General features: G+C 58.2%; 19 protein-coding genes. 16 read left to right on the forward strand and 3 right to left on the reverse strand.

Annotated features, from left to right (window positions below):
- Window positions 1-41: 41 nt before the first annotated feature.
- A complete protein-coding gene (locus PGS25_RS08950) occupies window positions 42-422 on the reverse strand; it encodes a RidA family protein (RefSeq protein ID WP_110435180.1) in 381 nt (126 codons plus the stop codon).
- Window positions 423-1939: 1517 nt separating this feature from the next.
- On the opposite strand from PGS25_RS08950, the gene cbiD reads away from it, so the two are divergent.
- The 8 genes from cbiD to cobT are packed head-to-tail and all read left to right on the forward strand — an operon-like array spanning window position 1940 to window position 10619.
- On the forward strand, window positions 1940-3076 hold the full coding sequence (gene cbiD / locus PGS25_RS08955; RefSeq protein ID WP_270418344.1) for a cobalt-precorrin-5B (C(1))-methyltransferase CbiD: 1137 nt from the start codon (window positions 1940-1942) through the stop codon (window positions 3074-3076).
- Window positions 3073-3765 (forward strand): precorrin-2 C(20)-methyltransferase, encoded by a 693-nt coding sequence (cobI, locus tag PGS25_RS08960; RefSeq protein WP_270418345.1) that lies wholly within the window; start codon window positions 3073-3075, stop codon window positions 3763-3765. Before cbiD ends, cobI begins: the two co-directional genes overlap by 4 nt.
- Window positions 3762-4517, forward strand: coding sequence for a precorrin-4 C(11)-methyltransferase (gene cobM / locus PGS25_RS08965; RefSeq protein ID WP_270418346.1), 756 nt, complete (start codon window positions 3762-3764; stop codon window positions 4515-4517). Before cobI ends, cobM begins: the two co-directional genes overlap by 4 nt.
- Entirely contained in the window at window positions 4514-5554 is a 1041-nt protein-coding gene (locus PGS25_RS08970) for a cobalt-precorrin 5A hydrolase (protein ID WP_270418347.1), read from the forward strand. Before cobM ends, PGS25_RS08970 begins: the two co-directional genes overlap by 4 nt.
- On the forward strand, window positions 5551-6279 hold the full coding sequence (gene cobJ, locus PGS25_RS08975; protein ID WP_270418348.1) for a precorrin-3B C(17)-methyltransferase: 729 nt from the start codon (window positions 5551-5553) through the stop codon (window positions 6277-6279). Before PGS25_RS08970 ends, cobJ begins: the two co-directional genes overlap by 4 nt.
- On the forward strand, window positions 6276-8228 hold the full coding sequence (gene cobK, locus PGS25_RS08980) for a precorrin-6A reductase (RefSeq protein ID WP_270418349.1): 1953 nt from the start codon (window positions 6276-6278) through the stop codon (window positions 8226-8228). The genes cobJ and cobK overlap by 4 nt, the downstream gene beginning before the upstream one ends.
- On the forward strand, window positions 8215-9564 hold the full coding sequence (locus tag PGS25_RS08985; RefSeq protein ID WP_270418350.1) for a cobyrinate a,c-diamide synthase: 1350 nt from the start codon (window positions 8215-8217) through the stop codon (window positions 9562-9564). Before cobK ends, PGS25_RS08985 begins: the two co-directional genes overlap by 14 nt.
- Window positions 9561-10619 carry a nicotinate-nucleotide--dimethylbenzimidazole phosphoribosyltransferase gene (gene cobT / locus PGS25_RS08990; RefSeq protein WP_270418353.1) on the forward strand — a complete coding sequence of 353 codons (1059 nt, stop codon included), beginning with the start codon at window positions 9561-9563 and terminating at the stop codon, window positions 10617-10619. The genes PGS25_RS08985 and cobT overlap by 4 nt, the downstream gene beginning before the upstream one ends.
- Before the next feature lie 142 nt (window positions 10620-10761).
- Here the strand turns inward: cobT and PGS25_RS08995 are convergent, their stop codons facing one another.
- Window positions 10762-11202: a YcxB family protein gene (locus PGS25_RS08995; protein ID WP_158578261.1), complete on the reverse strand. Its 441-nt coding sequence runs from the start codon at window positions 11200-11202 to the stop codon at window positions 10762-10764.
- A 182-nt stretch (window positions 11203-11384) separates the two neighbouring features.
- On the opposite strand from PGS25_RS08995, the gene PGS25_RS09000 reads away from it, so the two are divergent.
- Genes PGS25_RS09000 through PGS25_RS09035 form a run of 8 tightly spaced genes read left to right on the forward strand, consistent with a single transcriptional unit; the run spans window position 11385 to window position 17740 of the window.
- Window positions 11385-11915, forward strand: a complete 531-nt coding sequence (locus tag PGS25_RS09000) for a bifunctional adenosylcobinamide kinase/adenosylcobinamide-phosphate guanylyltransferase (RefSeq protein ID WP_270418354.1) — start codon at window positions 11385-11387, stop codon at window positions 11913-11915.
- Entirely contained in the window at window positions 11912-12700 is a 789-nt protein-coding gene (locus tag PGS25_RS09005) for an adenosylcobinamide-GDP ribazoletransferase (RefSeq protein WP_270418356.1), read from the forward strand. The genes PGS25_RS09000 and PGS25_RS09005 overlap by 4 nt, the downstream gene beginning before the upstream one ends.
- Window positions 12697-13026, forward strand: a complete 330-nt coding sequence (locus PGS25_RS09010) for a bifunctional adenosylcobinamide kinase/adenosylcobinamide-phosphate guanylyltransferase (RefSeq protein ID WP_270418357.1) — start codon at window positions 12697-12699, stop codon at window positions 13024-13026. Before PGS25_RS09005 ends, PGS25_RS09010 begins: the two co-directional genes overlap by 4 nt.
- Entirely contained in the window at window positions 13023-13979 is a 957-nt protein-coding gene (cbiB, locus tag PGS25_RS09015) for an adenosylcobinamide-phosphate synthase CbiB (protein ID WP_270418359.1), read from the forward strand. The genes PGS25_RS09010 and cbiB overlap by 4 nt, the downstream gene beginning before the upstream one ends.
- 6 nt (window positions 13980-13985) lie before the next feature.
- Window positions 13986-15086: a threonine-phosphate decarboxylase CobD gene (cobD, locus tag PGS25_RS09020; RefSeq protein ID WP_270418360.1), complete on the forward strand. Its 1101-nt coding sequence runs from the start codon at window positions 13986-13988 to the stop codon at window positions 15084-15086.
- Between the two features lies 1 nt (window position 15087).
- Entirely contained in the window at window positions 15088-16587 is a 1500-nt protein-coding gene (locus tag PGS25_RS09025) for a cobyric acid synthase (RefSeq protein WP_270418362.1), read from the forward strand.
- Window positions 16584-17108, forward strand: a complete 525-nt coding sequence (locus PGS25_RS09030) for a cob(I)yrinic acid a,c-diamide adenosyltransferase (protein ID WP_270418363.1) — start codon at window positions 16584-16586, stop codon at window positions 17106-17108. The genes PGS25_RS09025 and PGS25_RS09030 overlap by 4 nt, the downstream gene beginning before the upstream one ends.
- An 8-nt stretch (window positions 17109-17116) precedes the next feature.
- Window positions 17117-17740 carry a precorrin-8X methylmutase gene (locus PGS25_RS09035; RefSeq protein WP_270418441.1) on the forward strand — a complete coding sequence of 208 codons (624 nt, stop codon included), beginning with the start codon at window positions 17117-17119 and terminating at the stop codon, window positions 17738-17740.
- Window positions 17741-18410: 670 nt separating this feature from the next.
- On the opposite strand, the gene PGS25_RS09040 is transcribed toward PGS25_RS09035, so the two are convergent.
- Window positions 18411-19145, reverse strand: coding sequence for a type 1 glutamine amidotransferase (locus PGS25_RS09040; protein ID WP_117488874.1), 735 nt, complete (start codon window positions 19143-19145; stop codon window positions 18411-18413).
- Window positions 19146-19147: the final 2 nt, after the last annotated feature.

Raw genomic sequence — 19147 nt, forward strand, 5'->3', positions numbered from 1 at the left:
TTTGGTGTTACTGTTTTCTTTTCTTCTTCTTTTGGTTTGCCTTACGGCAGGAGAGCGGTTACCTCAATCTCGACGAGAGCGTCCTTGGGAAGTCTTGCAACCTCCACAGCGGAACGTGCCGGGTAGCTGCCTTCACCGAAGAAGGTGGCGTAAACCTCGTTCATCGCGCCGAAATTGTTCATGTCGCTCAGGAAGACGGTAGTCTTGATCACCTGATCCATACCGGTTCCTGCCTCAGCAAGGATTGCCTTTACATTGGTGAGCGACTGCTTGGTCTGTGCTGCGATCCCTTCCGGAAAAGCACCGGTTGCGGGATCAATCGGAAGCTGACCCGAAGTAAATACGATACCGTTTGCTGCAATTGCCTGTGCATACGGGCCGATGGCTGCGGGTGCGTGTTCCGAACAGATAACCTTTTTCATTTCCTGCTCAGCCTCCTTTCGTCCTTTCGTGAGATAAATTTATCACTTTTAAAATTCTTTGTCAAGATGTATTTGTGCAATTTGGATGAATGAATAAAAAAATCTCGCGTATTTATCAATATTATCAACAACTATTGTGAAAAATGATAATTTTGAACAGACTTTTTGTACAAAAATACTGCGTAAAATATTTACTTTTTTCACCTCGCACTTAGAAAAGTTTATTATTTTACAGAACATGGTAATCAAAGCACGAATTTATAAAAAAATTTTGTCATCCTACTAAAACAATGCGATGAAGAATTCGTGAAGAATCGCAGGGAGAGCGGCATTGCTGCGGAAAGTGATAAAAATTCCGACACCAGTCAACCGGGGGACTTGAACCGCCTGCGCGGTTCATTCTTTTCGGGCGGCAGCCTTTTTCAGCACCGGCTGACCGGGGCACACGAACTGCGTGAGCGTGTTCGCCCTTTCTGGGCGGCAGCCTGTTTCTCTGCACCGGCTGAGCGGGGGGCACGAACTGCCGCAGGCGTGTTCGCCCCTAACGGGCGGGGAGGTTTTCGCTGAACCTCAGCGGGGAGTGCGCTGACGCCGCGCGGGCGCACAAGAGGGTAGACACCTGCGGTTTCCACCCTCTGATTTTCACCCCTTTCCCTTGGAGGGCCTGGCGCAGATTGCCGACATGTGACCGTTGCGAAATAGGGGAACGGCAGAGGATTTTTTCTCTGCTGCGGACGAACTACCTTCGGAGTCCGTCCTCTTGAGCAACCTGTTCGCAGTGTCAGATACATTACTGCTACACAGGTCGGCTACTTCCAGCAGGCGCGGCATACCCGTGCCGCGCAACTCGTAAGTCTGGAGTTTGCGGACAGCACCTACGGATTAGGCGTTCGGTGCAATTTATCCTCGCAGGTGCCGTGCGTTATAACGTGCCAAGGATTTGCGCGGCACTGCTATGCCGCGCCTGCGTAGAGTAAACCGTCTGTGTAGCAGTAATCTATCTGTGAACTGCGAAAAGGCGGAGAAAGACACGCTGAGGTAACCCGACTGTCGCGTCCTTTTCCTGCTTACGCAGTCTACCGTCTGCACCCAAGCTATCCCAACAAGGGAAACGGGTGTTCAAAGAGGGTAGAAACCGTAGGTGTCTACCCTTTTTGCCCCCGCGGCGGGCGCCGCAACGTCCCCGCCGTCCGCAGACGGCGAATCCCCCCGCTGAGGTTCAGCGAAAAACTCTCCGCCCGTTAGGGGCGAACACGCCTGCGGCAGTTCGAGTACCCCGCTCAGCCGGTGCAGAGAAACAGGCTGCCGCCCGGATAGGGCGAACCCGCTGACGCAGTTCGCGCACCCCGCTCAGCCGGTGCTGAAAAAACTGCCGCCCGTTAGGGGCGAACCGCCTGCACGGTTCGTGTGCGCCCGCTCAACCGGTGCAGAGAAAAGACATCCCGCGTTTGCACTTCAAATAAAAGCCTGCGTATGCTATAATAAATTGGATTACATTTCACAGGGAGGTGCACCGCATGCCGGACGAAAAACTCATCACCAGCCGCGGCGGCAAAGCGCTTCGCCGCGGCTGGACAACCGGCTCGTGCGCGGCGGCGGCCTCGCAGGCGGCGGCTGTGCTGCTGCTGACCGGAATCGCGCCGCCGGAGATTCATCTGCACACGCCGGGCGGCATCACCTTCCGCCTGCCGGTCGAGAACGCACCCAGGAGCGGGAGCGCGGCTGTCTGCACCGTCCGCAAGGACGCGGGCGACGACCCGGACATTACAAACGGGGTCCGCATCACGGCTTCCGTGCGCCGAATCGAAAAGGGCGTTGCCATAGAGGGCGGCGCCGGCGTCGGTCGGATCACCCGCCCGGGACTGGCGATGCCGGTCGGAGAAGCGGCGATCAATCCCGGTCCGCGGCAGCAGATCACGGACGCGGTGCACCGAGCCGCGGAACAGAACGGATACGGCGGCGGCTTTTCTGTCACCATTTCGGTGGAGGACGGCGAGGCACTTGCCGCCCAGACCTACAATGGCCACCTCGGCATCGTCGGCGGCATCTCGATTCTCGGCACGAGCGGCATCGTTGAGCCGATGAGCGAAAAAGCGCTTGTGGACACCATCCGATTGGAGCTGGACAGCCTGTACGCGCAGGGACAGCGCATTGCGTTCCTGTGTCCGGGCAACTACGGCGCGGATTTCGCGCGGGACACGCTCGGCCTTGACCTCGAACGCGCGGTCAAGTGCTCCAACTTCATCGGTGAGGCGTTCGACCACGCAGCGTACCGCGGCTATCCGGAGATTCTGCTCGTCGGGCACGCCGGAAAGCTGGTCAAGATGGCCGCAGGCGTGATGAACACACATTCGTCGGTTGCAGACGCACGGCAGGAGATTTTCACCGCGCATGCGGCACTGTGCGGCGCACCGCGCGAGACACTCGAAGGACTGATGGCCGCCATCTCGGTGGACGCGTGCGTGGAGCTGCTGGACGAGGTGAATCTGCGCCGGTCCGTCCTGTCGCGCATCGGCAGGGAAATGGAAAACCGTATCGCCCTGCGCATGAAGGGGCAGGCACGCGTGGAATTTATCATGTTTACGGGAAAATACGGCGTGCTGGCCGAGTCGGCGGGCGCGCGCGCACTCTGTGAGAGGTTGAAACTGCAATGAAGGGTATTTTATATGGAGTCGGTGTCGGTCCGGGTGATCCGGAGCTGCTGACCGCCAAGGCGATTCGGCTGCTGCGCGAGTGCGATGCCATCGCCGCACCGAAGTCCGCCGACGGCAGACAGACCGCACTGGATATTGCTTCGCCGTACATCGGGCAGGACAAGACGATCCTGCTGTTCGATATGCCGATGACGCACGACAAGCAGGTGCGGAACGCCAGCCACGACGCGGCGGCAGACGCGCTCTGTGCGCTGCTCGACGAGGGCAAAACCGTGGTGTTTCTCACACTCGGTGACCCGACGGTGTATTCTACCTACTGGTATGTACACAGGCGCGTGGCCGCTCGCGGCTATGCTGCCGAGCTGGTGCCCGGCGTGCCGTCCTTCTGTGCCGCAGCTGCCGCCATGGGCCGCGCCCTGTGCGAGGACGGGGAAATGCTGCACGTCATTCCGGTCACGCACGGCAGGGCAGAGGAGGGACTTTCTCTCTCCGGCAGCAGGGTGCTGATGAAGACCGGAAAGAGTGTATTGGAGGTGCGCGAACTGCTCCGGCAGCGCGGCGAACTCGGCAGCGCGGTGCTGATCGAACGCGTTGGCATGGACGGTCAGCGGCTGATCGAAGATTTAGATGCGCTTGAACAGCCGAGCGGCTATTTCTCTATTATATTGGTAAAGGAGCAAAGCGAATGATCTATTTTGTGGGTGCAGGCTCGGGTGCGCCCGACCTGATCACGGTACGCGGCGCACGTCTGCTGAGCGAGGCAGATGTGATCGTTTACGCCGGTTCGCTGGTCAATCCGGCGCTTTTGGACTACAAAAAGGACGGATGCGAGGTATACAACAGCGCGAAGATGACGCTCGAGGAGGTCATCGCCGTGATGGCGCCTGCCGCGAAAGCGGGCAAAACGGTCGTGCGTCTGCACACCGGCGACCCGTGCGTGTACGGTGCGCATAGAGAGCAGATGGACGAGCTGGACAGGCTCGGTCTGGCGTATGAGGTCTGTCCGGGCGTGTCTTCGTTCTGCGGCGCGGCAGCGGCACTCAAAGCTGAGTACACACTGCCGAACGTGAGCCAGTCGGTCATCCTGACGCGCATGGAGGGCCGCACGCCCGTGCCCGAAAAGGAGCAGATCGAGGCGTTCGCGGCACACGGAGCCACCATGGTCATCTTCCTGTCGGCAGGTCAGCTGCCGCGCCTGTCCGAGCGGCTGATCGCGGGCGGCTACGCGCCGGACACGCCTGCGGCTATCGTGTACAAGGCCACCTGGCCGGACGAAAAGGTCGTGCGGACAACGGTCGGCGAACTCGCCGTGGCCGGTGCGCGGGAGGGCATCACCAAGACCGCGCTCATCACGGTGGGCGGGTTCCTCGGCACCGAGTACGAGCGCTCCAAGCTGTACGACCCGACCTTTACGACCGAATTTCGTGAGGCAAGCCGATGAAGCACGCAAAATTTGTATCCTTTACCCTGTGCGGCGCACAGACTGTGCAAAAGGCGGTAAAACTCCTGCCGGATTTCCGGTGTGAGCGGTACGCGCGGACGGTGGATGCGTCGCTCTCGGGCACGAGCCTGAAGCGCTTTGCGCAGCAGGCGATGGTCGATTGTGACCTGATCGTGTTCGTGGGCGCGACCGGAATCGCGGTACGCGCAGTGGCGCCGTATTTGATGGGAAAAGCCTATGATCCGGCGGTAATCGTCATTGACGAGCAGGGAAAGTTCGTGATTCCACTCCTGTCCGGACATCTGGGCGGTGCCAACAAGATTGCAGAAATACTTGCGCAAGGTCTGCAGGCTGTGCCGGTGCTCACCACCGCGACCGACGGTCGGCAGGTGTTCGCCGTGGACACCTGGGCAAAAGCACACAGCTGTGCAGTTCTGGAGCCGGAACATATTAAATATGTATCCGGTGCGCTGCTCAGGGGTGAAACCGTGGGCGTTCGCTCGGATTTTCCGGTAGACGGGCTGCTGCCCGCCCATATTGACCTTAAAAAAGACGCGGAAAGCGGGTTCACGATTGGATTCCGCACAGACGCACAGCCGTTTGCACACACGCTGCATCTCGTGCCGCGGATCGCGTATCTCGGCATTGGCTGCCGCAAGGGCACGAGCGCGGATGCCATCGATCAGACAGTTCAGGCGGCGCTTGCATCGGCAAAACTGCCCTGGCAGGCGATCTGCGGCGCGGCGAGCATTGATATCAAGCAGAATGAGCCGGGTTTGCTGCTGTTTTGCGAAAAACACGGACTGCCGTTCCGCACCTTTACGGCGGAGGAGCTGCAGAATGCCAAGGGTGAATTTGCACCGTCCGCGTTCGTGCAGCAGACCGTCGGCGTAGATAATGTGTGCGAACGCGCAGCTGTGTGCGCAGCACAGAACGGCACACTTATACTGCACAAATTCGCGCAGAACGGCGTGACGGCGGCTATCGCCGTGCCGGACTGGCGCGTGACGTTTGAAGAACAGGAGGGTGAAGCATGAAGCTGTATTGCATCGGCATCGGGCCGGGCGGCGAGGAGCAGATGACGCTGCGCGCGGTGCGTGCTCTGGAAAAATGTGACTGTGTGGCAGGCTACGGTCTGTACCTCGATTTGATCGAGAACCTCATTTCGGGCAAGGAACGCATCGAATCCAGCATGACGCGCGAGGTTTTGCGCTGCAAAGCGGCGGTTGAGGCGGCAAAACAGGGCAAAACGGTCGCGGTCGTGTCCTCGGGAGACGCCGGTGTGTACGGCATGGCCGGCCTGCTGCTCGAGCTTTGCGAGCACGAGCCGAACCTTGAGGTCGAGGTCATTCCGGGCATCACGGCGGCCTGCTCGGGCGGCGCCGTGCTCGGCTCGCCGCTGACGTGTGACTTTGCGTGCATCAGCCTGTCCGACCTGCTCACGCCGTGGGACAAGATCGAGCAGCGTCTGCGCGGCGCGGCGGCCGGCGATTTCTGCATCGCGCTGTACAATCCGTCGAGCAAAAAACGCACCGACCATCTGCACCGTGCCTGCGATATTCTGCTGGAGATTGTATCGCCGGAAACCATCTGCGGTCTGGTGCGCAGCATTGGCCGAGAAGGCGAAAGCTGCACGCTTACAACGCTCGGTGAGCTGCGTGATACACAGGTCGATATGCTGACCACCGTGTTTGTCGGAAACAGCCGCACGCGCGTGATGGACGGTCGTATGGTCACGCCGAGGGGGTATCGCGGCGTATGAAGCTGATGATTTTCTCCGGTACGACAGAAGGACACGATTTGTGCCGGTTTTTGTCGAAAAACAGCGTGCAGGCAGATGTTTTCGTTGCCACAGAGTATGGTGCGGCGGTGATGGAGCCGATGGCCGGAATCACGGTACACGAGGGCCGCTTGGATGAGCGGGAGATGGAAAAGCGATTGACCTCGGATACGCTGCTCATCGACGCAACGCATCCGTATGCAGCGGCTGTGACCGACAATCTGCGGGCGGCCTGCGCGAAATCGGGCGCACGCTACGAGCGTCTGCTGCGGCCTGCCCTGCCTTATCAGAACTGCGAAATCGTGCTGGACACAGCCGCCGCAGTGGACTGGCTGAACGCGCACGTGGGCGCGGTCCTGCTCACCACAGGAAGTAAAGAACTGGAAGCGTATACGGCGGTGCAGGACTTCCAAACGCGCCTGTTCCCGCGCGTGCTGCCGACCGCGTCGGTGCTTGAAAAGTGCGCTGCACTCGGCTTCTCGGGCGCGCACATCATCGCCATGCAAGGTCCGTTTTCGCAGGCGATGAACGCGGCGCTGCTGCGCGAGACCGGCGCAAAAATCCTCGTGACCAAGGATACCGGCGTGTCCGGCGGCTTTGCGGAGAAGGTCGCGGCAGCCGAGGAGGTCGGTGCAAAGGTACTGGTCATTGCGCGTCCGCGTATGGAAAACGGCAAAAATCAGGCGCAGATGCAGGCATTTTTGACGAAATTGCTCGGTTTACGGAACGAAAAGCAGCAGCGGGAATTTTTCATCATCGGCGCAGGCATGGGCACGGCGGACACGCTGACCGGCGAAGCCGTCCGCACGCTTGCAGCCGCAGAGGAAGTATTTGCCACAAAACGGCTCGCATCGCTGTCGCCCAAGGCAGAGGTCTGCGCGTTCTCAGAGCTGGCTGAGCGTGCAATTTCCGGTAATGCCCGGCACACGGCGCTGTTGGTTTCCGGCGACGTAGGATTCTTCAGCGCGGCCGGAAAGCTGCGCGAGCGGCTCCTGCCATACGGCGGGGTAACACTCGTGCCGGGATTGTCAAGCATGCAGTATATGTGCGCGAAATGCGGCATTTCCTACGAAAATCTGTGTTTTAAGAGTCTGCATGGTCGCACAGGAAATATTCTCGGTGCCGTAAGTTACCATGCGGCAACATTCGCGCTGACCGGCGGTGAAAACAACGCGCAGGCGGTTTGCAGCAGCCTTATGGACGCGGGATTGGGCGCGCTGCCCGTTCATCTCGGGGAAAATCTCGGCGCGGAAAATGAGCGGATTGTGCACGGCACAGCCGCGGAGATCGCGCAGCTTTCGTGCTCGGATTTAGCGGTTCTGCTGCTCGAAAACCCGCGTGCGGCGAACAAAAACGAACCGATTCGAGATGAAATGCTCACGCGCGGAAAGGTGCCGATGACCAAGGAAGAGGTCCGGTGGGTGTCGGTCAACCGCCTGACTGTCCGACCGACCGACACGGTTTGGGACGTGGGTGCGGGCACCGGTGCGGTCACGCTCGAGCTGGCGCGCAAGGCCGGTGACGGCACGGTTTATGCTATCGAGCGAAAGCCGGAAGCGGTCGCGCTCTTGCGCGAAAACCGCACAAAACTCGGCGGATATAATGTAAAAATCGTTGAAGGATTTGCGCCGGAGGCGCTGGAGGACCTTCCGGCACCGGACTGCGTGTTCGTCGGCGGGAGCGGCGGCAGAATGCGGGAGATTCTGGCACTCGCTAAGAAGAAAAATCCGGAAGTTCGCGTGGTCGTGAACGCGATTGCGCTCGAGACGTTGTTTGCGGCGCAGACGGCTTTGAAAGAATTGGGATTTAGTGACATCGAGGTCACGCAGTTGGCGGCCACACGCGGCAAGCCGGTCGGCGCGTATACCATGCTGACTGCGAACAATCCGGTGTTTATTCTGTCCGGGAGGGCCGAAAATGACACAAAATAATGCACCAAGACTGCTGCTTGCGGGCACCGGCAGCGGCTGCGGAAAGACGACGGTCACGACCGCGATTCTGCGGGCGCTGCAGCGCCGCGGCGTAACACTCAGCGCGTTCAAGTGCGGTCCGGACTACATCGATCCGATGTTCCACACGGCGGTTTTGGGCGTTCCGAGCCGCAATTTAGACCTTTTTTTCGAGGACGAGGCCGGTATTCGCAGTCAGCTTGCGCGGCATATCCGGCCGGACGGTTTCGGCGTGATCGAGGGCGTCATGGGCTTTTACGACGGCGTTTCCGGTACAACGGATACGGCTTCGGCGGCGCATCTGGCCCGCGCAACCGGCACGCCTGCGGTGCTGATCGTGCGGCCTAAGGGTCAGTCGCTGTCGCTTGCGGCACAGATTCACGGGTTCCGCACATTTGCGGAAAATACGCTTGCAGGAGTGATTCTAAACGGCGTTTCCGCAGGAATGTACTCGTTTTACAAACAAATCGCAGAGAAAGCGGGGCTGCCTGTGCTCGGCTTTTTGCCGCCGGTTCCGGAGGCCGAAATACCTGACCGCCACCTCGGTCTGGTGACGGCGGACGAGCTGTCCGACCTGCGTGAAAAAATTGATCGGCTCGCGGATGCTGCAGAGGAGGGCATTGACCTTCACGCATTGTGTGCATTAGCACAGACGGCGAAACCGCTGACCGATACGCACATGTCGCTCGCTCGTGTGACCGATTTTCCGGTGCGGATCGCGGTAGCGAAGGACCGCGCATTCTGCTTCTATTATGAGGATAACTTCGATGTGCTGCGCGAGCTGGGGGCAGAGCTTGTGCCGTTTTCGCCGCTCACAGACGAGCGGCTGCCGGAGCATATCGACGGTCTGTACCTTGGCGGCGGCTATCCGGAATTGTACGAAAAACAGCTTTCAGAGAATGAAATCATGCGAGATTCTATCAAAACAGCGATTCAAAACGGTTTGCCGACAGTTGCAGAATGCGGCGGATTTCTTTATCTGCTGCAGTCGCTCGACGGCGTGGCAATGGCAGGCGTGCTGCCGACTTCGGCGCACATGACGCACAGGCTGCAGCCGTTCGGCTATGTCATGCTCACGGCAAACAGCGATAACCTGCTGTGCGAAGCCGGTGGACAATTTCCTGTGCACGAGTTTCATTATGCACAGGCTGTGGATAATGGCACAGATTTTCGCGCGGTCAAGCCAAACGGGCGCGCGTGGGACTGCGGCTTTGCATCGGATACGCTCTATGCGGGATTTCCGCATTTGTATTTTCGTGCGAAAACTGAAATTGCAGCGAATTTTGTCCGAAAATGTGCAGAAAGGAGCGGAAAATGACACTTGAACAGACTATTTCTGCCATCCGGCCGCTAGATGAAAAAAGCATGACGGCGGCGCAAAACCGCTTTGCAAATATTGCCATGCCGCTCGGCGGACTGGGGCTTCTGCAGGACGCAATCGTGCAGCTTGCAGGTATTCTCGGTCAGCCGGTGCCTGATATTTCCAGACGCGCGGCGGTAGTTTTCTGCGCGGACAACGGCGTGGTCGCCGAGGGCGTGACGCAGTGCGGGCAGGAGGTGACAGCAATGGTCGCGGAAAATATGGGCCGCGGCGAGTCCACCGTGTGTCTGATGGCAAAACAGCTCGGAATGGACGTATTTCCGGTCGATATAGGTGTTGCACAGCCAATAAAGAGCGAAAAAGTGCTGCAATTTGCCGTTCGGCGCGGAACTGCAAACCTTGCGCATGAGCCTGCCATGACGCGGAAAGAGGCGCTCGAAGCGGTCGAAATCGGTATTAAAATGGCAGAAATGTGTGCCGAAAAGGGATATTCGCTGCTCATTGGCGGCGAAATGGGCATCGGAAACACGACTACGAGTGCGGCAGTTACGGCGGCGCTCACCGGCGCGGAGGCTGCGGCGGTCACAGGACGCGGAGCGGGTCTGTCAACGGCCGGTCTGGAGCGAAAAATCGCGGTAATCGAGGCGGCGCTGGCGCTTCACAAACCCGACCCGAATGACTCGATCGACGTGCTGCATAAGGTTGGCGGTTTGGATATCGCGGGTCTGTGCGGTCTGTATTTGGGTGCGGCGGCGCAGCGCATTCCGGTCGTGCTGGACGGCGTGATTTCGTGTGCGGCGGCGCTTCTCGCGGTGCGATTGTGCCCGCAGTCTGTGCATTTTATGGTCGCAGCGCACAGATCGGACGAACCGGCGAGCGTTCTGCTGCTCGATGCACTCGGCAAGCGGCCGTTCCTGACGGCGGGCATGCATCTCGGGGAGGGGACAGGCGCGGCGGCAGGCGTGGCACTTTTGGACCTGGCACTGGCGCCATATCGGGAAATGGTGAGCTTCGCGGACATTGGAATAGAGGCATATCAGCTGCAAAAGTAGTTGTTTGTCTGACAGATAGCACAAATTTTTATATAAATATTGTGTGTAACGCCGATAAATGCGATCTGCCCGCATTCTTTACAGGAATACTGCGTGCAGCAAAAAGCACCGAGCGTTAACTCGGTGCTTACGGTTCAAATTTTTAGCATTTCAGAGCTTCATCCGCGATATTTGCGGTGATTTTGTTGTAGAACTCCTGCTTCTGCGCATCGTTTTCAAACGCTGAGAACGGCACGATGACCGCGGAGAATTCATCAACAAAAATATAATAATGCTTGTCATCGGTTGCGGTGCGCTGAACGGCCGAATACTGGTAAACGGTATCTTCGTTCTCGCCGGACAGCTCGAATTCGCTTTCACGCAGCGTGAGCGTTTTCGGTCCGCAAAGCTGTTTATTCTTTGCGTTCTTGAGGATTTTCTCGATATTTTTGATCATTTTATGACGCATATAGCGCGGTGTGCCCCAGAAGCAGACGGCAGCGAGCGCAACGTAAACCGCGATGGAAACCGGCGTGAGCGTATGCAGCCAGTACATGAGCGCACTGCCGCCGAGAATGACAATAGCCGCGGTGGCGATTCTCATGGTGCGAATGCTGCGTTGAACAATCGCATTATTGTTGTAATAATTCAAATTAAAATCAATAAAATCCTGTTTGGTGATATCGTAATGCAACTCCATTTTTCCTTACCTCAACTTACTCGGATAAAGTTATTGTATCGAAAATCAGAGCGGATTGCAAGTCTAATTAAGAAAGGGGAGCGAAAATGCTGATTTTAGTGACCGGCGGAGCGGCTTCGGGCAAGTCGGAGCACGCGGAACGGCTGTTGTGTGAAAAAGCACAGAGTCGATTATATCTGGCGACCATGCAGCCGTTCGGCAAGTCTGCAGAGGCGCGGATTGCACGGCATCGGGCGCTTCGTGCGGGAAAGGGCTTTGCTACGGTGGAGAGAACACTTGATTTAGCGAATCTCAGGATCTCTCGGCGATACGACGGAATTTTGCTCGAGGATTTGGGCAATCTGCTGGCAAACGAGCTGTTTGCGCCGGAAGGCGCAGGCGCAGAATCGGCGTTCGACAGCATTGTTGCAGGCGTGGATAATCTGCAAAAATACTGTGAAACGCTGGTTATCGTTTCCAACGAAATCTTTGCGGACGGCGTGCCGTATCCGCCGGAGACCATGCAGTATATTCGGATTTTGGGAGAACTGCACCAGAAATTAACTGGGAAAGCAGACGCGGTATATGAATCGGTATGCGGAATTTTACTGCCGGTAAAGGAGGGAAAACAGCCGTGAAAAGTGTAATCAGCGGACTTTTGGTCGCGTTATCAATGTACTCTGCGATACCTGTTCCGCAGGTGAACTGGGAAAAACAGACCATGCGGTGGGCACTTGGCTTCCTGCCGCTCATCGGTGTGCTGATCGGTGCGATAGAGTGGTTCTGGTTCGCATTTTGCATGCATTTCGGCGCAGCAGGCGTGTTTTACGCTGTGATCGCAGCGCTGATTCCTCTGGCGGTGTCCGGCGGCATTCATCTGGACGGCCTGTGCGATACCTGCGACGCGCTGTGCTCGTTCGGTGACCGGGAAAAGCGGCTGGCCATCCTCAAGGACCCGCACGTTGGCGCGTTTGGGCCGCTCTGGCTGATGGCATTCCTGCTGGCCGAGGTCGGGTGTTTTGCCCAGATTTACGACCGGCCTGTGCTTCTTCCGCTGGCATGCACAGGATTTGCTTTCGCACGGGCAATGGGCGGCCACAAGGTGGTTGCGTCACCGTGCGCGAAAGACAGCGGACTTGCACATATCTTTGCGGAAAACAGCGATAAACGCGCGGTATCGCGCATGTTAGTTGCTGAATTCGTTCTGTTTGCGGTGCTTCTCGGATTGTGGATATACCGCGTGCCGCACGCGCTTGCTGCGGCGAAAGTGCTCGTTATCGTGCTCGTTGCGTGGTATGCTGTGCATGAGCACATAAGCCGCCGCGTGTTCGGCGGTGTAACCGGAGACCTGGCGGGATTCTGCATCTCGCTGTCGGAATTGATCACGCTTGCGGCAGCAGCGATTGGAGGACTGATTTTATGACCGTGCTCATCATTGGCGGCGCATATCAGGGGAAACGAAAAGTTGCCGAAAACCTGTATGCAGACCTGCCGAGAATTGAAAATCTGCACGAAATCGTGCGAAAAATGCTGAAGGAAGACAAAGACCCGCTGTCACTCGCAGATACGCTGTGCGGACACGTTATCACCTGCGATGAGATCGGCTGCGGCATCGTTCCCATCGACCGTGCGGACGAAAACTGGCGTGAAACGGTTGGTCGCCTGTGCTGTGCTTTAACACAGAAAGCAGACGCAGTCGTGCGCGTGACTGCAGGCGTGCCGCAATTCATCAAAGGAGAAAAACCATGACGATAACCTTTGCCGTGCTGCTCGGCTTCGCACTCGATTGGCTGCTCGGCGACCCGAAAAAATTGCCGCATCCGGTCTGCGCGGTCGGAAAACTCATTTCAACGACCGAAAAAGTGCTGCGGCGGATATTTCCCGCGACGCCTGCGGCATTGACATTCGCTGGAATTTTGCTGTGGCTCATCACCTGCGGCGTGAGCTTTTCTGTGCCGTTTTTTGTGCTGCGCTGGCTGCGCGGCGTGAACTTCTGGCTCGGATTTGCAGCCGAAACGCTGCTCTGTTGGCTGATTTTCGCACGAAAAAGCCTTGCAGATGCGGGATACCATGTCTACGGCGCGGTCAAACAGTCGCTTGCGGAGGGCCGCAAGGCCATCGCGTGGTACGTTGGCCGCGACACCGCAGAGCTGTCCGAGGAGGGCGTTATCAAGGCCGCTGTTGAGACCGTGGCTGAGAACCTGACGGACGGTGTGGTCTCGCCGCTCGTGTTCATGCTCATCGGCGGAGCGCCGCTCGGCATGCTGTACAAGGCGGTCAACACGCTGGATTCCATGGTCGGCTATCATAACGAAAAGTACGAGTATTTCGGCAAGTTTTCGGCAAAAATGGATGATTTATTCAACTTTATTCCTGCCAGACTGTCCGCGCTGTGCATGATCGCCGGTGCCGGAATGCTGCATCTCGATAACCGAAATGCGCTGCGGATCTACCGCCGAGACCGCAATAAGCACAAAAGTCCGAACGCCGGTCAGACCGAGTCCGCGTGCGCGGGCGCGCTGCACATCCAGCTCGGCGGCGATGCCAGCTACTTCGGCAAAGTCGTCAAAAAGGCCGCCTTCGGTGATCCGATGCGCCGTGTAGACCGCACGGATATTCTCGCAGCGGTCGATCTGATGACGGCGGCAAGCGTGTTTGCGCTGGTGCTGTGCTGTGCAATCCGCCTGATCGTAAAAAGTTAGGATGCTATGCGGGAGAGAAAATTCGTATTTGAAAGGGTGACAACATTGCCAATCTATGTCCACGGCGGCGACATCCAAACCTACATCGACCGCCACGGCTTCGCGCCGCTCGACCTGTCCGCGAACATCAATCCGTTCGGCATACCGGACGCGGTACGCGCGGCCATGCACAGGGCTGTGGATAACTGCACGCAGTATCCCGACCCGTTTTGCCGCGCCGCGCGGCAGGCGATTGGTGCGAGAGAAGGCGTCAATCCGGATTTTCTGTACTGCGGCAACGGTGCGGCGGATGTGCTCGACCGATTGGCGGCGGTGCTGAAACCGCGCAAGGTGCTGCTCACCGCACCGACCTTTGCGGAGTACGAGCGCACGCTCTCAGGTGCGGAGATTCGGGTGCATAATCTGCGGGAAACGGACGGTTTTGCGCTCACGGAGCGCATTTTGGACGAGATTTCACCGGATTTGGATGCGGTTTATCTCTGCAACCCGAACAATCCGACCGGGCGAACCGCCCAACCGGAACTTCTGCGGGAAATCGTTCGGAAATGTACAGAAAACGGCGTAAAACTGGTTGTGGATGAGTGTTTCAATGACTTTCTGGAGGACGCCGCGCAGCACACACGGAAAGACCTGCTGGAATCCAATCCCGGTCTGATCATCCTGCGCGCGTACACGAAAATGTACGCCGTACCCGGTGTGCGCTTCGGCTGGTGCATGACGGCGGACGCGGCGCTGATTGAGAAATTATACCATGCCGGACAGCCGTGGAACGTGTCGGTCATCGCGCAGGCGTGCGCCGTCGCGGCGGCAAACGAGCCGGACTGGGCCGCTGAAACCGCCAAACGCATTGCCGAGGAACGCAGGTTTTTATCCGACAATCTATCAGCTCACGGACTGAAAGTCTTTCCGGGCGAGGCCAACTTCCTGCTGTTCCGCTCAAACGATACCGGATTGCACAAGAAACTCGCTGAACACGGAATAATGATACGAAACTGCGATAATTATCGCGGACTTTCGGCGGGATACTATCGCGTTGCCGTAAAAACGAGAGAAGCGAGTGAGCGGTTACTGCAAATCATTACTAATTATACCCAATGTGAGGTGTAAAATGGCAAAGACAATCATGATACAGGGAACGTGCTCGAATGCAGGCAAAAGCCTTCTCTGCGCGGCTCTGTGCCGGATTTTCCGGCAGGACGGCTACCGCGTTGCGCCGTTCAAGTCACAGAACATGGCGCTCAACTCGTTCATCACGGCGGACGGCAGGGAGATGGGCCGCGCGCAGGTCGTGCAGGCCGAGGCGGCGGGCATCGCGCCCGATGTGCGTATGAACCCGATTTTGCTCAAGCCGACAAGCGATGTTGGCTCGCAGGTCATCATCATGGGCGAGGCGCAGGGAAACCGCACCGCGCGCGAATATTGGGGGCACAAAAAGGCGCTTTTGCCCATTATCAAGGACGCATTTGACAGCCTTGCCGCCGAGAATGACATTATCGTGATCGAGGGTGCGGGCAGTCCGGCGGAGATCAATCTCAAGCAGGATGATATTGTAAATATGGGTCTGGCGAAGCTGGTGGATGCGCCCGTTCTGCTGGTCGGTGATATAGACCGCGGCGGCGTGTTCGCGTCGCTGTACGGCACGGTCAAGCTGCTCGATGAGGACGAGCAGGCGCGCATTCACGGTCTCATCATCAACAAATTCCGCGGTGACGTGGAGATTCTGCGGCCGGGTCTGACGCAGCTCGAGGATTTGACCGGCAAGCCGGTCATCGGCGTGGTGCCGTACGGTCATTTTGACATCGACGATGAGGACAGCCTGTCCGAGCGTCTGGACGCAAAGGCTGCTCCTGCACTGGTGAACATTGCGGTGGTAAAGCTGCCGCGTCTTTCCAATTTCACGGATTTTTCCGCACTTTCTCGTATATCCGGCGTGGGCGTTGTCTACGCGGACAAACCGGCACAGCTTGCCGGAGCCGACCTGATTATCCTGCCGGGCACCAAGTCCACGCTGGCAGATCTGCGCTGGCTGCGCGAGAGCGGCATGGAGGCGCAGATTCTCAAGGCGCACGCGGCAGGCACACCGGTTTTCGGCATCTGCGGCGGTTACCAGATGATGGGACGCACGGTGTCCGACCCGGACAATACCGAGGGCGGCGGCAGTCTGCGCGGCATGAAGCTGCTGCCGATCGACACGGTGTTCCGCCCGAGCAAGACCACGACGCAGACGCGCGGCACGCTGCTGGAGATTGACGGCGTGCTGTCCGATTTGAGCGGTCTGGCGGTCGAGGGCTACGAGATTCACATGGGCGAAACCGTGCGCGACGCGAGTGCAAAGCCGCTCGTTCGATTGCTTCGCAGGGAAGGCGAAATCGAGGACGGCTGCCAGACGGAAAACGCCTTCGGCACTTATCTGCACGGCGTGTTCGATGCGCCGGAGGCGGCGCTGCGGACGGCGCAGGCACTGGCGAAAAAGAAGGGTGTGACGCTGACCGGCGAAGCGCTCGATACGCACGCCTACAAGGAGCAGCAGTATGACAAACTGGCGGATTCGGTGCGAAAATCGCTCGATATGGAGTGGATTTACCGCATAATGGAGGGAAAAGCATGACAGGACTCATTCATATTTACTGCGGCGACGGCAAGGGCAAGACTACGGCGTCGGTCGGTCTGGCGGTGCGCTGCGCGGGCCGCGGAAACAAGGTCGTGTTCACGCAGTTTCTCAAGGATGGTACCTCGGGTGAGTGCCGCGTGCTGGCGAAATTGCCCGAGGTGACCGTTATGGCGGCAAATCCGGTCGGCAAGTTCTCCTTCCGCATGACGGAGGCGGAAAAGCGGGAGACAGCGGACGCGCTCACCCGCACCTTCGATGCGGCAACCGGCTTTGCCGTGCGGGAGCACGCGCGGCTGCTCGTGCTGGATGAGGTCTGTGCGGCAATCTCGTGCGGCTTTCTGGATGAGAAAACGGTCGTAAAATTCCTTGAGACCAAGCCGGAAACGCTCGAGGTCGTACTGACCGGACGGGGTCCGTCCGAAGCGCTGCAGGCACACGCGGACTACATTACAGAAATGAAAATGCAGCGGCATCCGTTTGAAAAGGGCATCGCTGCGCGGGAGGGAATTGAATTTTGAACGGATACATGAAGCCGCAGGACATCGAAAAGCGGTCGTTTGAGATCATCACCGCCGAGCTGGGCGAGCGCACGTTTCCGGCGGGCATCGCCGAGGTAGTCAAGCGCGTGATTCACACCACGGCGGATTTTGACTACGCGGACAGTCTCGCGTTCTCGCCGGACGTGATCGAAAAGGCAAAAGCCGCGCTTGCGGCAGGGGCAACGGTGGTTACCGATACCAATATGGCGCTCTCCGGGGTGAGCAAGGCGACGCTGGCAAAGCTCGGCGGAAAGGCGGTCTGCCTGATGGCGGATGAGCAGGTGGCAAGCGAGGCCAAGGCGCGCGGTGTCACGCGGGCAGTCGTTTCGATGGAGCACGCCGCCCACTTTGAAGGCCCGCTCCTCTTCGCCATCGGCAATGCGCCGACCGCGCTTATCCGTCTGCATGAGTTGATTGAGGAAGGCATTGTTGCGCCTGCGCTCGTCATCGGTGTGCCGGTCGGATTTGTCAACGTGGTCGAGGCGAAGGAGCTGTTCATCGGCGGGGACACGCCGTATATCATCGCACGAGGCCGCAAGGGCGGCTCGAATGTAGCCGCGTCCATCGTCAATGCACTGCTGTATCAGATGGTACATCGAGAAGGCTTTTAAGCAGGAATTAGGAATTGCGTAATGGGTTGGCTGACCGGCGGCGGTTTTTCTCGGCACTCGCTTTCCGGTGCACACGTACCGTGCAGCGGTACGCTCTTTCCGGGCGGAGAGTATTGCCGCAGGCGCACAAAAAGGAGGAAACCAACGGTTTCCTCCTTTTTGTGAATCTTCCTCTTGCCCTTGGATAGCTTGGACGCAGATGGTAAACTGCGTAAGCATAGCAAAGGGGAACGACAGTGGGGTTGCATTTGCGTAGGGGCAGACCAATGTGTCTGCCCATTTCTCTGCCTATACGCAGTGTCAGATACCTTTGTGCTGCATATGTGGGTGAATCCACGCAAGCGCGGCACAAGGTGAATGGTTTGTGTAGCAGTACGTTATCCGAAATGCGAAAAGGTGTTATACCACGCGGAAGAAAAAATCCTCTGCCGTTCTCCTTTTCCACGCTTACGCAGTCTACCATCTGCACCCAAGCCCTCTAAGGGAAAGGTAGGAGTTCAAAGAGGAAGGAAAACCGTAGGTTGTCCTTCCTCTTTGTCCCCGCGTCGGACGCCGCAATGTTCTCGCCCGGAAATTGCAAACCGCTCACGCGGTTCGGGCACCCCGCAAAGCCGGTGCAGGAAATCTCCGTCACCGCGTCAATTAGGAATTACTCATTCCTAATTCCTAATTACTTGCTCAATCGCTGCTCCATATAATTGTGCGCGTTCAGCTCAAGAGTATCGTTGAGCGGCACGAGCGGCTCGGTCTTGCCGTAGCGGCGGTCGAGCGCGGTCTGCAGGATGAAGTCGCACAGCACGGGATTCTTCGGCAGCAGGGAGCCGTGCGAGTAGGTGGCGAACACATTGTTGTAGCGTGCGCCCTCGGTCTGATCCTCGCCGTTGTTGCCGTAGCCCTTGATCATCATGCCGAGCGGCGCGACGTCCTCGCCGAGATAGGTTTTGCCCGAGTGGTTCTCAAAGCCGACCACGATGGAGCCGCTGCTCTCGGGCGTTGTGCGGTACATGTAGTTGCCGATCATGCGCTCTTTCGCGCCGATGGTGTGCACGTTGATCGCGCCAATGAAGTCGAGCTGCACGCCGTCCCACGTTTTGTAATACTGGCCGAGCATCTGGTAGCCGCCGCAGATGGCGAGGAACACCTTCTCCTCCTCAACGGCGGTGCAGATGTCCTTGCCCTTGCCGGAGGCGAGGTCGCGCAGCAGCACCTCCTGCTCGAAGTCCTGTCCGCCGCCGATGAAGAAAATGTCGTACTTGTCCACATCGAGCGGCTGACCGATCGAGCACTCGTCCACATTGACGCTGATGCCGCGGCTCTCCAGACGGCGCTTCATCGTGATAATGTTGCCCCGGTCACCGTACAGATTGAGAATGTCGGGGTAAAGATGGCAGATATTCAGTTCCATTG

Origin of the sequence: Butyricicoccus sp. AM78-15b2TA (genome assembly GCF_027665985.1) — a bacterium.
Classification (GTDB): domain Bacteria; phylum Bacillota; class Clostridia; order Oscillospirales; family Butyricicoccaceae; genus Agathobaculum; species Agathobaculum butyriciproducens.